At 62.8% G+C, this 12,923-nt stretch carries 11 protein-coding genes; 7 read left to right on the top strand and 4 right to left on the bottom strand.

What is annotated here, in order from left to right; all coding sequences use genetic code 11:
- Position 1 precedes the first annotated feature (1 nt).
- From xdhA to xdhC, 3 genes are read left to right on the top strand one after another with little or no spacing between them, the layout of a single operon-like run.
- Positions 2-1,486 carry a xanthine dehydrogenase small subunit gene (gene xdhA, locus GR212_RS19550; RefSeq protein WP_163988456.1) on the top strand — a complete coding sequence of 495 codons (1,485 nt, stop codon included), beginning with the start codon at positions 2-4 and terminating at the stop codon, positions 1,484-1,486.
- Between the two features lie 3 nt (positions 1,487-1,489).
- A complete protein-coding gene (gene xdhB, locus GR212_RS19545) occupies positions 1,490-3,844 on the top strand; it encodes a xanthine dehydrogenase molybdopterin binding subunit (protein WP_163988454.1) in 2,355 nt (784 codons plus the stop codon).
- 4 nt (positions 3,845-3,848) lie between these two features.
- Positions 3,849-4,697, top strand: a complete 849-nt coding sequence (xdhC, locus tag GR212_RS19540; RefSeq protein WP_163988452.1) for a xanthine dehydrogenase accessory protein XdhC — start codon at positions 3,849-3,851, stop codon at positions 4,695-4,697.
- A 57-nt stretch (positions 4,698-4,754) separates the two neighbouring features.
- Here the strand turns inward: xdhC and GR212_RS19535 are convergent, their stop codons facing one another.
- From GR212_RS19535 to GR212_RS19525, 3 genes are all read right to left on the bottom strand, one after another.
- Positions 4,755-5,195, bottom strand: coding sequence for a type II toxin-antitoxin system VapC family toxin (locus tag GR212_RS19535; RefSeq protein ID WP_163988515.1), 441 nt, complete (start codon positions 5,193-5,195; stop codon positions 4,755-4,757).
- Between the two features lie 2 nt (positions 5,196-5,197).
- Positions 5,198-5,449 (bottom strand): type II toxin-antitoxin system Phd/YefM family antitoxin, encoded by a 252-nt coding sequence (locus tag GR212_RS19530; RefSeq protein WP_163988450.1) that lies wholly within the window; start codon positions 5,447-5,449, stop codon positions 5,198-5,200.
- An 81-nt stretch (positions 5,450-5,530) separates the two neighbouring features.
- Entirely contained in the window at positions 5,531-6,469 is a 939-nt protein-coding gene (locus GR212_RS19525; protein ID WP_163988448.1) for a LysR family transcriptional regulator, read from the bottom strand.
- Between the two features lie 140 nt (positions 6,470-6,609).
- Between GR212_RS19525 and GR212_RS19520 the strand changes: the two genes are divergently transcribed.
- Positions 6,610-7,851, top strand: a complete 1,242-nt coding sequence (locus tag GR212_RS19520; RefSeq protein ID WP_163988446.1) for a urate hydroxylase PuuD — start codon at positions 6,610-6,612, stop codon at positions 7,849-7,851.
- A complete protein-coding gene (gene guaD / locus GR212_RS19515; protein ID WP_163988444.1) occupies positions 7,848-9,185 on the top strand; it encodes a guanine deaminase in 1,338 nt (445 codons plus the stop codon). Before GR212_RS19520 ends, guaD begins: the two co-directional genes overlap by 4 nt.
- A gap of 103 nt (positions 9,186-9,288) precedes the next feature.
- On the opposite strand, the gene bhcR is transcribed toward guaD, so the two are convergent.
- Positions 9,289-10,116, bottom strand: coding sequence for an HTH-type transcriptional regulator BhcR (gene bhcR / locus GR212_RS19510; RefSeq protein WP_163988513.1), 828 nt, complete (start codon positions 10,114-10,116; stop codon positions 9,289-9,291).
- Positions 10,117-10,307: 191 nt separating this feature from the next.
- On the opposite strand from bhcR, the gene gcl reads away from it, so the two are divergent.
- Both gcl and hyi read left to right on the top strand, forming a co-directional pair.
- Positions 10,308-12,092, top strand: a complete 1,785-nt coding sequence (gcl, locus tag GR212_RS19505) for a glyoxylate carboligase (protein ID WP_163988442.1) — start codon at positions 10,308-10,310, stop codon at positions 12,090-12,092.
- A gap of 12 nt (positions 12,093-12,104) precedes the next feature.
- Positions 12,105-12,920, top strand: a complete 816-nt coding sequence (hyi, locus tag GR212_RS19500; RefSeq protein WP_163988440.1) for a hydroxypyruvate isomerase — start codon at positions 12,105-12,107, stop codon at positions 12,918-12,920.
- Positions 12,921-12,923: the final 3 nt, after the last annotated feature.

Below are 12,923 nucleotides of genomic sequence, written 5' to 3'. Positions count from 1 at the left end.
CATGGCCGTCGCGACAATCCGCTCCGAACTGCGTTTCATCCTCAACGGTCAGGACGTCGTTCTCAGCGACGTCGCGCCGGACCAGACGCTTCTCGACTGGCTGCGGCTCTCCCGCGCGCTGAAGGGCACCAAGGAAGGCTGTGCCGAGGGAGACTGCGGCGCCTGCACGGTGCTTGTGGGACGGCTGACGCCGGCTGGCGGCCTCGTCTATGAGAGCGTCAACGCCTGTATCCGTTTTCTCGGCTCGCTCGACGGCTGCCACGTCGTCACGGTCGAGCATCTCGCACCCAGCGACGATCGCCTGCACCCGGTGCAGCAGGCCATGGTCGATCTTCACGGCTCGCAATGCGGCTTCTGCACGCCGGGCTTCGTCATGTCGCTCTATGGCCTCTGGATGCAGACGCCGAACCCGACGGACCGGCAGATCGAAACGGCGCTGCAGGGCAACCTCTGTCGCTGCACCGGCTATGAGCCGATCCTGCGTGCCGCGCGCGCCATTTCCAGCTATGGCGGGACGCAAGACGACCCTCTGCTTGTCGAGCGCGAAACGATGATCGTGCGGCTCAAGTCCCTCGGCGACGGCACGCGCGTCGAAATCGGCGACGGACGTCATCGGCTGATCGTGCCCGCGAGCCTCGATGATTTCGCCTCGGTCCTCGAAACGTCGCCGACCGCGACGGTGGTGGCGGGCTCCACCGACGTCGGCCTCTGGGTCACCAAGCACATGCGCGACATCACGCCGGTGGTCTTCATTGCCGGACTGCAGGAGCTGAAGTCGATTGCCGTACAAGACGGCATCATCTCGATCGGCGCCGGCGTCACCTACTCCGAAGCGCTTGAAACGATTTCGCAGCATATTCCGGCGCTCGGCTCGCTGGTCACCCGCATCGGCGGCCAGCAGGTGCGCAACATGGGCACGATCGGCGGCAACATCGCCAACGGCTCGCCGATCGGCGACACCCCGCCTCCCCTGATCGCGCTCGGCGCATCGCTCACTTTGCGCAAAGGCACTGTCCGGCGTACCATCGCGCTCGAGGATTTTTTCGTCGCCTATGGCAAGCAGGATCGCCAGCCCGGCGAATTCGTCGAAGCCGTGCATATCCCGGTGCCGCCGACAGGCGAACATTTCGCCGTCTACAAGGTGACGAAGCGCCGGGACGAGGACATTACGGCGACGCTCGGCGCCTTCCGCCTGGCGCTTGCCGCCGACGGCACGGTTGCCGGGATCCGGATCGCCTATGGCGGCATGGCCGCAACGCCGAAACGGGCCTTCGCCGTCGAAAAAGCGCTGCTCGGCCAGCCCTGGAACGAAAAGACCGTGGAGACGGCAATGGAGAAATACGCCGAGGACTACTCGCCGCTATCCGACATGCGCGCCACCGCGGACTATCGTGCCCTCGCCGCAAGGAACCTCCTGATGCGCTTCTACCTGGAAACGACGTCCAGTGCGGCACCGGCCCAGGTGTCCAGATACGAGGCCGCGTAAGCCATGAACAAGCACACCCCACACCTCAAGACCGAGACCATCGTTGGCGGGGTTCATTCCAGTCCCCGCCATGATTCGGCTCACAAGCATGTCTCCGGCACGGCCGTCTATATCGATGACATCACGGAACCGACGGGCACGCTGCATGCCGGCCTCGGCCTGTCGACCGTGGCGCATGGCATCCTGAAGTCCGTCGATCTTACCGCCGTGCGCGCCGCCCCCGGCGTCGTCACCGTCCTCACCCATGAGGACGTGCCCGGCGTCAACGACATCTCGCCGTCCTATATGCACGACGACCCGGTGCTTGCCGCCGGCAAGGTCGAGTTTCATGGCCAGCCGATCTTCTGCGTGATCGCCGAAACGCGCGAGCAGGCCCGCCGTGCCGCGCGGCTGGCAAAGATCGAATATGAGGAATTGCCGGCCGATATCGACATCTGGGATCTCGACGTTTCGACCCATCGCCAGGTCGTCACGCCGCTGACGCTGAAGCGTGGCGATGCGGCTGCGGCCCTTGCAAGTGCTCCGCGGCGCGTGACGGGGCGGATGCGGCTCGGCGGCCAGGACCATTTCTATCTCGAAGGCCAGATCTCGCTCGCCGTGCCCGGCGAAGACGACGAGGTCGCCGTCTATTGCTCCACCCAAGGCCCGAGCGAGACGCAGCATATGGTCGCCCATGCGCTCGGCGTGCCGAGCAACGCCGTGACGATCGAGGTCCGCCGCATGGGTGGCGGCTTCGGCGGCAAGGAAACCCAGGCGAACCAATGCGCAGCGATCGCTGCGATTGCCGCCAAGAAGCTGAAACGCGCCGTCAAGGTCCGGCTCGACCGCGACGAGGACATGGTCGCCACCGGCAAGCGGCACGATTTTGCCATCGACTACGATGTCGGCTTCGACGACGAGGGTCGCATCCTCGGGATCGACTACACCTTCGCCCTTCGGGCGGGATTTTCCGCCGACCTTTCCGGCCCCGTCGGCGACCGCGCGCTGTTTCACTGCGACAATGCCTATTTCTTTCCGCATGTTCATGCGAAGTCGGCGCCGCTTTACACCAATACCGTCTCCAACACCGCCTTTCGCGGCTTCGGCGGCCCCCAGGGCATGGTCGGCGCCGAGCGCGTCATCGACGAGGTCTCCTTCGCCGTCGGCAAGGACCCGCTCGAAATCCGCAAGCTGAATTTTTATGACGCGATGGGCGTCGACGGCGAACGCAACCTCACCCCCTATCACCAGAAGGTCGAGGATTGCATCATCCAGCGCATCGTCGCCGAACTGGAGGAAAGCGCCGATTATGCCGGGCGCCGCAAGGCCATCGCCGAATTCAATGCGAAAAGCCGCATCGTCAAGCGCGGCATCGCGCTGACCCCGGTGAAGTTCGGCATTTCCTTCACCAAGACCGAATCGAACCAGGCCGGCGCGCTGGTGCATGTCTATAGCGACGGTTCCGTGCACATGAACCATGGCGGCACGGAAATGGGGCAAGGCCTGCATCTGAAGGTGGCGCAGGTCGTGGCGGAAGAATTCCAGATCGATCTCGACCGGGTAAAAATCACGGCGACAACCACCGCCAAGGTGCCGAACACCTCACCGACCGCCGCGTCCTCCGGCGCCGATCTTAACGGCATGGCGGCGCAGAACGCCGCGCGCCAGATCAAGGACCGGCTGATCGCCTTCGCCGCGGAAAGCCATCAGGTGCCCCGCGAGAAGGTGGTATTCCTGCCCAATCGCGTGCGGATCGGCGATGTCGAGATGCCCTTCGACGATCTCATCAAGAAGGCCTATATGGCGCGTGTCCAGCTTTCCGCCGCCGGCTTCTACAAGACGCCGAAGATCCATTGGGACCGCAAGGCGGGCCGCGGCCACGCCTTCTACTATTACGCCTATGGCGCGGCTTGCTCGGAGGTGTCGATCGACACGCTGACCGGTGAATATGTGGTGGAACGCACGGATATTCTGCACGATACCGGCCGTTCGCTGAACAGGGCGATCGATATCGGCCAGATCGAAGGCGGCTTCATCCAGGGCATGGGCTGGCTGACGACGGAAGAGCTTTGGTGGGATGGCAAGGGGCGCCTGAGAACGCATGCGCCCTCGACATACAAGATCCCGCTTGCATCCGACCGGCCGAAGATTTTCAATGTGGCCTTGACCGACTGGTCGGAAGCCTATGAGCCGACCATCCATCGTTCCAAGGCGGTCGGCGAACCGCCGCTGCCACTCGGCCTTGCCGTCCTGCACGCCCTTTCGGATGCGGTGGCAAGCGTCGCCGACCACAAGATCTGCCCGCGTCTCGATGCGCCGGCAACGCCAGAGCGGGTACTGATGGCGATCGAGCGCCTGAAGGCTATGCAAAAGGAGTGAAGTCATGCCTGCCGCGCGTGAGGACATCCGGGATTTTCTGCGCCGCGAGCCGGCGTCGATCCTCGTCGAGGTGACGGGTGTCGCAGGCTCCGCGCCACGCGATACCGATGCCTGGATGCTGGTGTCGGAGCGGGCGATCTTTGCGACGATCGGCGGCGGGCAACTCGAATACATGGCAATCGACCAGGCGCGGCGGGCATTGCGTTCCGGCCTTGCGGCAGAGCCGATGAACGTGCCGCTCGGCCCGGAGATCGGACAATGCTGCGGCGGCCGCGTGGGCCTTGCCTTTGCGGCGCTCAACCCGGAGCTTGCGAACGATCTCGTCGCCCGCAGCGATCGGGAAATGGCGGCACGACCGCATGTCTATGTTTTCGGTGCCGGCCATGTCGGCGATGCACTCGCCATGGCGCTTTCGCTCGCGCCGCTGCGCGTCGTGCTGGTGGACACGCGGGAAGAAGAACTGACCGCCTCCAACGTGCCGCGTATCGAGACCTGCCTGACCGCCATGCCGGAAGCCGTCGTGCGCGACGCGCCGGCCGGCAGCAGCTTCGTGATCCTGACCCATGACCACGCCCTCGATTTCCTCATTACCGCCGAGGCGCTGAAACGCGCGGATGCCGCCTATGTCGGCATGATCGGCTCGAAGACGAAACGCGCCACCTTCCGCAACTGGCTGTCGCGGGAGACCGGCCAGGCGGCACTTTTCGACCGTCTCATCTGCCCGATCGGCGGAACGGCGGTGAAGGACAAGCGCCCCACCGTCATCGCGACCCTTGCCGCCGCCGAGATCATGACGGCGGCGCTGACCTGGGCGACAGATCGCGCAAGGCTCACCGCGACCACCAATCGCTAGAGACGGATCCGCCGTGTTCTTCGTCCTGTATACCCGCTTCAATCACGGCGCTGCCAGTTATCGGATGGCAGGTAACTGCTTCAGGGGATTTGCGAAGGGCACGCCAAGCGGTTCGAAATGACGCTCGTTGGCCGTCAAGACGGTGAGGCCGTGCGCAGCAGCAGTCGCGGCGATGGCAATGTCCTCGAATCCGGGGTCGTGAGCACGCGCCCGGTCAAGCATCAGGCCAGCGTGTCTTGCCTCTTCAATTCCGAACGGCAGGATGCGGCCGCCATAGAAATGTTCCACCGCCGCAAGCCAACGGCGCAAATGCTCCGCCTTCGTCGTCGCCCCGATCCTGACGGCACGGGCGATGCCCGCCTCGATCTCGGCTATGGTGATTGCCGAAAGATAAAGTCGGTCACTATTGGCGCGCATCCAGGCCGCGAACGCATCAACGCCGACATGGCGCTTGGTCGGCGCATCGGCCGACACGATATTGGTATCCAGGAGATACAAGATCAAAAGCCGTCTTCACGCAGCGCACGGGCGGGCTTCCGCGATCGTTGCGGAATATCCGCCGGCTCGCCCGGAAAGACCAAAAGCAGGTCGGCGAAATCCGGTACTTTGGAAACCCGTTGCCATTCTTCGAAGGAAACCAGCACGGCTTCCTTCCGGCCATGGCGGGTAATGACCGTCGGCTCACCGGCCACGGCTTGATCAACCACAGCAGAAAGCGTCGCCTTCGCGTCCTTGAGCTGGATTTCCTTCATGCCGCGCCTCCATATGACCACCGGTAGTCATATATGATCTCGCCCGGCCTGAATCAAGCAGAGATCAACCTGCGGCCTCAGTCACGAAACTGCGGCCACCGGCTCCTCCTCAAGCAATTTGCCGATCAGCCGCTGACAGCGCTCCGCCATGAAATCGATCATCAGCCGGACCTTCGGGTCCTGGAAACGCTTGTGCGGGTAGATGGCGGCGAGCTGAACGGGAGCCGGCGGGCTCTCCTTCAGGATTTCCACCAGCCGGCCCTCCTTGAGATAGGCCTTCACCTCGAACAACGGCTTGTTGATGATGCCGCGGTCTTCCAGAGCCCATTGGGTGAGCACATCGCCGTCGTCGCTGTCGTAGGGGCCGGCCACTTCGAATTTGCGGGGACCTTCGGCCGTCATCAGCGTCCAGAAATATTCCTTCGAGCCGGGATAGCGCAGCAGAAGACAGTCATGCTTGTCGGCGATCAAGGCGTCCGCACCTGGCGGCACGCCGCGATGCGCAAGATAGGCCGGGGAAGCGCAGAGCACCCGCTCGCAGTTGAGGATGCCGCGCATGCGCAGGTTCGAATCTTCCAGCACACCGAGCTTGAAGGCGACATCGACCCCTTCGGCAAGGATATCGACATTGTGATCCGACAGGCGGACGCGCACTTCGATATCCGGGTACTTATCGTGGAATTCCGGAATGCCCGATGCGATCAGCCTACGGCCGATGCCGAGCGGCGCAGTGATCCTGAGCGATCCCTTCGGGTTGCGCGAGAGATCGGCGATGGCCGCCTCCGCCTCATTGACAGCCTCGATGATCTTCACGGCCTTCTCGTAGAAGACGCGGCCGTGCTCGGTCGGCGAGAGCTTGCGCGTCGTGCGGTTGAAGAGACGCACGCCGAGATGACGCTCGAGTTCCTTGATGCGATTGCTCGCGACCGCAGGCGTGACACGCTGGTCACGCCCTGCTGCCGAGAGGGTACCGAGTTCGACCACGCGAACGAAGACACGCACGTTATCAAGATAGGACATGGCCCTTTCTACCACATCGCCGTGCGGAACAAACCGGGGGGTATCTTATAGTTTTTTTTGAAAGTGTTGCGGATTCACCGGGATTTCCGAGAAAATCAAGCGATGGCAAACAGTCCCGTGAAGATCGGGAGGGAGTTCCCATGTACGAATATGCCATCGCCTGGGACTGGCTGACATTTGCCGTCCGCTGGCTGCACGTCATCACCGCAATCGCCTGGATTGGCTCGTCATTCTATTTCGTCGCGCTCGACCTGGGCCTGAAAAAGCATCCGGCCCTGCCGCCGGGCGCCTATGGCGAGGAATGGCAGGTCCATGGCGGCGGCTTCTACCATATCCAGAAATATCTGGTGGCGCCGGCCAACATGCCGGACCATCTCGTCTGGTTCAAATGGGAAAGCTACGTTACCTGGCTGTCCGGCTTCGGCATGCTGTGTCTCGTCTACTATGCCGGCGCCGACCTCTACATGATCGATCCGGCCGTGCTCGACGTCTCCAAGCCGGTGGCGATCGGCATTTCGCTGGCCTCCATCGCGGGCGGCTGGCTCATGTACGACCTGATCTGCAAGTCGCCCTTCGGCAACGACAATACGCGGCTGATGGTGGCGCTGTACTTCATTCTGGTGGCGGTGGCCTGGGGTTATACGCACCTGTTTACGGGCCGCGCCGCCTTCCTGCATCTTGGCGCCTTCACCGCGACGATCATGTCGGCCAACGTGTTCTTCATCATCATTCCGAACCAGAAGATCGTCGTCGCCGACCTCCTCGCCGGCCGCAAGCCCGATCCGAAATACGGCAGGATCGCCAAGCAGCGTTCGACGCACAACAACTACCTGACGCTGCCGGTGCTGTTCCTGATGCTGTCGAACCACTATCCGCTGGCCTTCGGCACGCAGTTCAACTGGATCATCGCCTCGCTGGTCTTCCTGATGGGCGTCACCATCCGCCACTGGTTCAACACCCGCCACGCCGATGCCGGCAAGCCGACCTGGACCTGGATCGTCACCGTCGTCCTGTTCATTGTCATCATGTGGCTCTCCACGGTGCCGAAGATCCTCACGGGAGAACCGGCCGAGCCTAAACTCTCCGCCACCCAGCAGCCCTTCGTCACGGCCCAGGCCTTTCCGAAGGTTCGCGATACCATCATGGGACGCTGTTCCATGTGCCATGCGAAAGAGCCGAGCTGGGAGGGCATCATCGCGCCTCCGAAGGGCGTGATGTTCGAGACCGACCGCGACATCGCCGCCCATGCCCGCGAGATCTATCTGCAGGCCGGCCGCAGCCACGCCATGCCGCCGGCCAATGCCTCGCATATCACCGACGAGGAGCGCCGCCTGCTCGTCTCCTGGTACGAGAGCGCCGTCAACGGGGAGAAGACCCAATGAACGAAATCCTGATCCGCGGTCGCGTTCTGACATTCCTCGCCGAGCCGCAGGGCATCGACGATACCGCCTCCTATCGCTATATCGAGGACGGCGCCGTTTTCGTGCGCGACGGAAAGATCGTCGAGATCGGCTCCTATGGCGACATGAGCAAGCTGGTGCGCTCCAATACCAAGCTCGCCGATCATCGTCCGAACCTCATCCTCCCCGGCTTTATCGATACGCATCTGCATTTCCCGCAGACGCAGGCGATCGCCTCCTATGGCGCACAGCTGCTCGAATGGCTGAACACCTATATCTTCGTCGAGGAGCAGAAATTCGCCCGTGCCGCTCACGCTGCCGAGGTGGCCGACCGCTTCATGGACGAGCTCCTGTCGAACGGCACGACGACGGCGGTTGCCTATTGCTCGGTCCATCCCGAAAGCGTCGATGCCTATTTCGCAGCGGCCGAAGCACGCGGCATGTGCATGATCGGCGGCAAGGTGATGATGGACCGCAACGCGCCGGATGCTTTGCGCGATACGCCGCAGCAGGGTTACGACGAGACGAAGCGGCTGATTGAACGATGGCATGGCCGAGGCCGCGCGCATTATGCGATCAGCCCGCGCTTTGCGATCACCTCGACGCCCGGGCAGATGGATATGAGCAAGGCGCTCGTCGCCGAGCATCCGGACTGCTACGTCCAGACCCATCTTTCCGAAAACCGCGACGAGATTGCCTTTGCCACCTCGCTTTATCCCGAGGCGAAGGACTACACTGATATTTACGCCCGTTACGGCCTGCTCAATTCTCGCATGCTGCTCGGCCATTGCATTCATATGAGCGCGCGGGAAGTTGCCGTGCTGGCCGAAACCGGCGCGGTCGGCGTGTTCTGCCCGACGTCGAACCTCTTCCTCGGCTCCGGGCTCTTCAATGCCGCCCAATTCGACAGGCTTGGCGCGCGCTGGTCGGTCGCGACGGATGTCGGCGCCGGCACCAGCTTTTCCATGCTGGAAACGATGGACGAGGCCTACAAGGTGCTGCACCTGCAGGGGCAGCGGCTGACGCCGTTCAATTCCTTCTATCGCATGACGCGCGGCAATGCCCTGGCGCTTGGCCTCGAAAAACGGATCGGGTCGCTGCAGGCGGGCGCAGACGCCGATATTGTCGTGCTCGATTCCACCGCCAAGTCGGCGATGGAATTCCGAATGCGCACGGCAACGTCGCTGGCCGAGGAACTCTTCATCCTGCAGACCATGGGCGACGATCGCTGTGTCGCCGAAGTCTACGTCGCCGGCAAGGCGATGAAGACCAGGAAGCCGAAAGCCGTTCTACGCGAATCGCTGCAACTCGCTTGATCGACTGACGCCACGATCCGTCGACGCCGTCTTCAGATCGAAGGCGGCTTCGACGGTTTCTGTCGTGGCGCTTCTCATTGGAACCGGTCGTTCGCAAAGCCGTTCAGAAACGCTTCACCCTCCCACCCATCGCCTTCGTCAACTCCTCCGCGGCCGCCAGCACGACAGGCCCCAGGGCGGCGACCTTGACGTCAGGCAATCGCACAGCCGGGCCCGAGATGGAAATGCCGGCAATGGCGTCCCCATATTCATCGAAGATCGGCGCCGCCACGCAGCGCATGCCGAGCGTGTGCTCCTCGTCGTCGATCGACCAGCCCCGCGCCCGGATCCGGGCCATATCTTCGAGCAGCGAGGGAAGCGTATCGCGAGTCTTCTCGGTGAAATGCTGCAGCGCGCGCCCACCGAGAACCGCCTCGATCCGGCTATCGGGCCAGGTGGAAATAATCGCCTTGCCGATGCCGGAAGCGTGGATCGGCCCACGCCGGCCGGGCCGAAAGAAGGCGCGCATCGGCGCATGGCTTTCCGCCTGGGAGATGAACACGACGTCGCCGTCGTCCTCGATGGCGATATTGGCGGTTTCTCCGGACTCTTCCATCAATTGCTTCAGGAAAGGCCGGCTGATTGTCCCGAGCTTGCGGAAGCGCAGGTAGGCCGTTCCGATCTCGAAGGCTTTGACCCCGATCGTCCAGGCGCCGGTCTCTCCGTCGTGCGTCACCATGCCGTGCTGGGCAAGAGAGGTCAGCAACCGGTGCACGGTGGAAGGCGCCATGCCCGACTGATCGGCAAGGTCGGTCAACACCGCACCGTCGGCTTCGGCCACCAGCTCCAATAGCTTCAAGCTGCGATCGAGCACCTGCACGGACGAAGCCGCCGCGTTTTCGGCCGGTTTCCGGCCCGGCCTGCCCCTCGTCTTTTCCCGATTTTCCGCCATGACGCTCACTTCTGACTCGAATGCGCCGCGCATTTTGGCGCGGCGCTTGGGCCTCATGACATATCCGCTTCGTTTCATTTGTTCCAGATTCGTTGAAAATGTTTATTTCCACATGATGAGATTGATTTCCATTTTATGATTGCGCCCTGGAATGAATGCGGTACTTTCTCTTCAGAAACGGAGAAAGTCCCATGGCAAAGATGCGTGCAGTCGATGCCGCAGTGCTGGTTCTGGAAAAGGAAGGCGTCAATTGCGCCTTCGGCGTTCCGGGTGCTGCGATCAACCCCTTCTACTCGGCAATGAAGATGCGCGGCTCGATCCGCCATGTGCTTGCCCGCCACGTCGAGGGCGCGAGCCACATGGCAGAGGGCTACACCCGTGCGCAGGCCGGCAATATCGGCGTCTGCATCGGAACCTCGGGTCCAGCCGGCACCGACATGATCACCGGCCTCTATTCGGCCTCGGCCGATTCGATCCCGATCCTCTGCATCACAGGGCAGGCGCCGCGTGCGCGTCTCGACAAGGAGGATTTCCAGGCCGTCGATATCGCGAAGATCGCGGCTCCCGTTACCAAATGGGCCGTTACCGTCATGGAGCCGGCGCTGGTCCCTTACGTCTTCCAGAAGGCGTTTCATACGATGCGCTCCGGTCGTCCCGGCCCGGTCCTCATCGATCTGCCCGTCGACGTCCAGCTCGCTGAAATAGAGTTCGACATCGACACCTATGCCCCGCTCGAGCCCTATAAGCCGTCAGCGACGCGGGCGCAGGCGGAGAAGGCGCTCGCCATGCTGAATGCGGCGGAGCGTCCTCTGATTGTCGCGGGCGGCGGCATCATCAATGCCGATGCGTCCGACCTGCTGGTCGAATTTGCCGAGATCACCGGCGTTCCGATCATCCCGACGCTGATGGGCTGGGGCACGATCCCCGACGATCATCCGCTGATGGCCGGCATGTGCGGACTGCAGACCTCGCATCGCTACGGCAATGCCACGCTGCTCGCCTCCGACTTCGTCTTCGGTATCGGCAATCGCTGGGCAAACCGCCATACCGGAAACGTCTCGACCTATACCGAGGGCCGCACCTTCGTCCACGTCGATATCGAGCCGACCCAGATCGGCCGTGTCTTCGCACCGGATTTCGGCATCGTTTCGGATGCCGGCGCGGCGTTGAAGCTGTTCCTCGACGTTGCAACGGAATGGAAGACGGCTGGCAAGCTGCGCGATTGGTCCGCCTGGGCGGGGGAATGCCGCGAGCGCAAGCGCACCATGCTGCGCAAGACGCATTTCGACCAGACGCCGCTGAAGCCCCAGCGCGTCTACGAGGAAATGAACAAGGCCTTCGACCGCGACACCTGCTATGTCTCGACCATCGGTCTCAGCCAGATCGCCGGCGCGCAGTTCCTGCATGTCTACAAGCCGCGCAACTGGATCAATTGCGGCCAGGCAGGCCCGCTTGGCTGGACGCTGCCGGCAGCGCTCGGCGTGCGCGCCGCCGACCCGGATCGCCCGATCGTCGCCCTGTCCGGCGACTATGATTTCCAGTTCCTCGTCGAGGAATTGGCGGTCGGCGCCCAGCACAAGCTCCCCTATCTGCATGTGGTGGTGAACAATTCCTATCTCGGCCTCATTCGCCAGGCCCAGCGCGGCTTGAACATGGATTTCGAGGTCAGCCTCGCCTTCGACAACATCAACGCATCGGGCGACGCGGAACCGGGCTACGGCGTGGACCATGTCGCGGTTGCCGAGGGTCTCGGCTGCAAGGCGATCCGCGTCCGCAGCCCGAACGAATTCCAGGAAGCCTTCACCACCGCACAGAAGCTCATGAAGGAACACCAGGTTCCCGTCGTCATCGAGTTCATTCTCGAACGCGTCACCAACATCGCCATGGGCGCCGACATCAACGCCGTCGTCGAGTTCGAGGAGCTTGCCGAGCGCGGCGAGGATGCCCCGACCGCGATCCTCGCCCTGCTGGATTGAAGGAGAGATATCATGCCGAGATTTGCGGCCAATCTGACCATGCTTTTCAACGAAGCGCCCTTTCTGGAGCGCTTCGCACTCGCCGCCAAGGCAGGCTTCGACGGTGTCGAATATCTGTTTCCCTATGACTTTACGAAGGAAGCCCTCCGCGCCGAACTCGATCGTCATGGCCTGACGCAGGTGCTGCACAATCTGCCGGCCGGCAATTGGGCCGGCGGCGAGCGCGGCATCGCGATCCTGCCCGATCGCATCGACGAATTCCGCCGTGGCGTCGCCGCCGCGATCGACTATGCGACGGCGCTCGGTTGCAGCCAGGTCAACTGCCTTTCCGGCATCGCGCCAGCGGGCATATCCGATGAAACACTGCGAACCACCTTCGTCGTCAATCTCAGATATGCCGCAGCCGAACTGGGCAAGCACGGCATCCGCCTGTTGATCGAGCCGATCAATCGCTTCGACATTCCGGGCTTCTATCTCAATACGCCCGATCAGGCAGCCTCGATCATCGCCGAGGTCGGCAGCGACAATCTGTTCATTCAGTACGACCTCTATCACCAGCAGCGTACCGAGGGCGAACTGATCGGCACGTTCAAGAAGCACCAGGCGCAGATCGCCCATGTGCAGCTTGCCGACAATCCGGGCCGCAACGAACCGGGGACCGGCGAGATCGCCTATCCCTTCGTCTTCGATGCGCTCGATGCGCTCGGCTACGACGGCTGGATCGGTTGCGAATACAAGCCGCGGACCACGACGGAAGCGGGGCTTGGCTGGTTTGCGGCTACCGGCCGCCACAGCGAAAGCGCAGCCATTCTCAATATCAGGAGCTAACAA

This window comes from Martinezella lusitana (assembly GCF_010668395.1).
GTDB classification, from domain to species: Bacteria; Pseudomonadota; Alphaproteobacteria; order Rhizobiales; family Rhizobiaceae; genus Rhizobium; species Rhizobium lusitanum_A.
The sequence above is the reverse complement of the archived record's forward strand: the minus strand, read 5'-3'. Positions and strand labels throughout refer to the sequence as shown.

What these genes read in the sequence shown, in the direction of transcription:
- GR212_RS19525 (WP_163988448.1), bottom strand. Translation starts at nt 6,469, where the DNA reads ATGTCCTATCTTGATAACGTGCGTGTCTTCGTTCGCGTGGTCGAACTC.
- GR212_RS19520 (WP_163988446.1), top strand. Translation starts at nt 6,610, where the DNA reads ATGTACGAATATGCCATCGCCTGGGACTGGCTGACATTTGCCGTCCGC.
- xdhC (WP_163988452.1), top strand. Translation starts at nt 3,849, where the DNA reads ATGCCTGCCGCGCGTGAGGACATCCGGGATTTTCTGCGCCGCGAGCCG.
- GR212_RS19530 (WP_163988450.1), bottom strand. Translation starts at nt 5,449, where the DNA reads ATGAAGGAAATCCAGCTCAAGGACGCGAAGGCGACGCTTTCTGCTGTG.
- gcl (WP_163988442.1), top strand. Translation starts at nt 10,308, where the DNA reads ATGGCAAAGATGCGTGCAGTCGATGCCGCAGTGCTGGTTCTGGAAAAG.
- hyi (WP_163988440.1), top strand. Translation starts at nt 12,105, where the DNA reads ATGCCGAGATTTGCGGCCAATCTGACCATGCTTTTCAACGAAGCGCCC.
- bhcR (WP_163988513.1), bottom strand. Translation starts at nt 10,116, where the DNA reads ATGGCGGAAAATCGGGAAAAGACGAGGGGCAGGCCGGGCCGGAAACCG.
- xdhB (WP_163988454.1), top strand. Translation starts at nt 1,490, where the DNA reads ATGAACAAGCACACCCCACACCTCAAGACCGAGACCATCGTTGGCGGG.
- xdhA (WP_163988456.1), top strand. Translation starts at nt 2, where the DNA reads ATGGCCGTCGCGACAATCCGCTCCGAACTGCGTTTCATCCTCAACGGT.
- guaD (WP_163988444.1), top strand. Translation starts at nt 7,848, where the DNA reads ATGAACGAAATCCTGATCCGCGGTCGCGTTCTGACATTCCTCGCCGAG.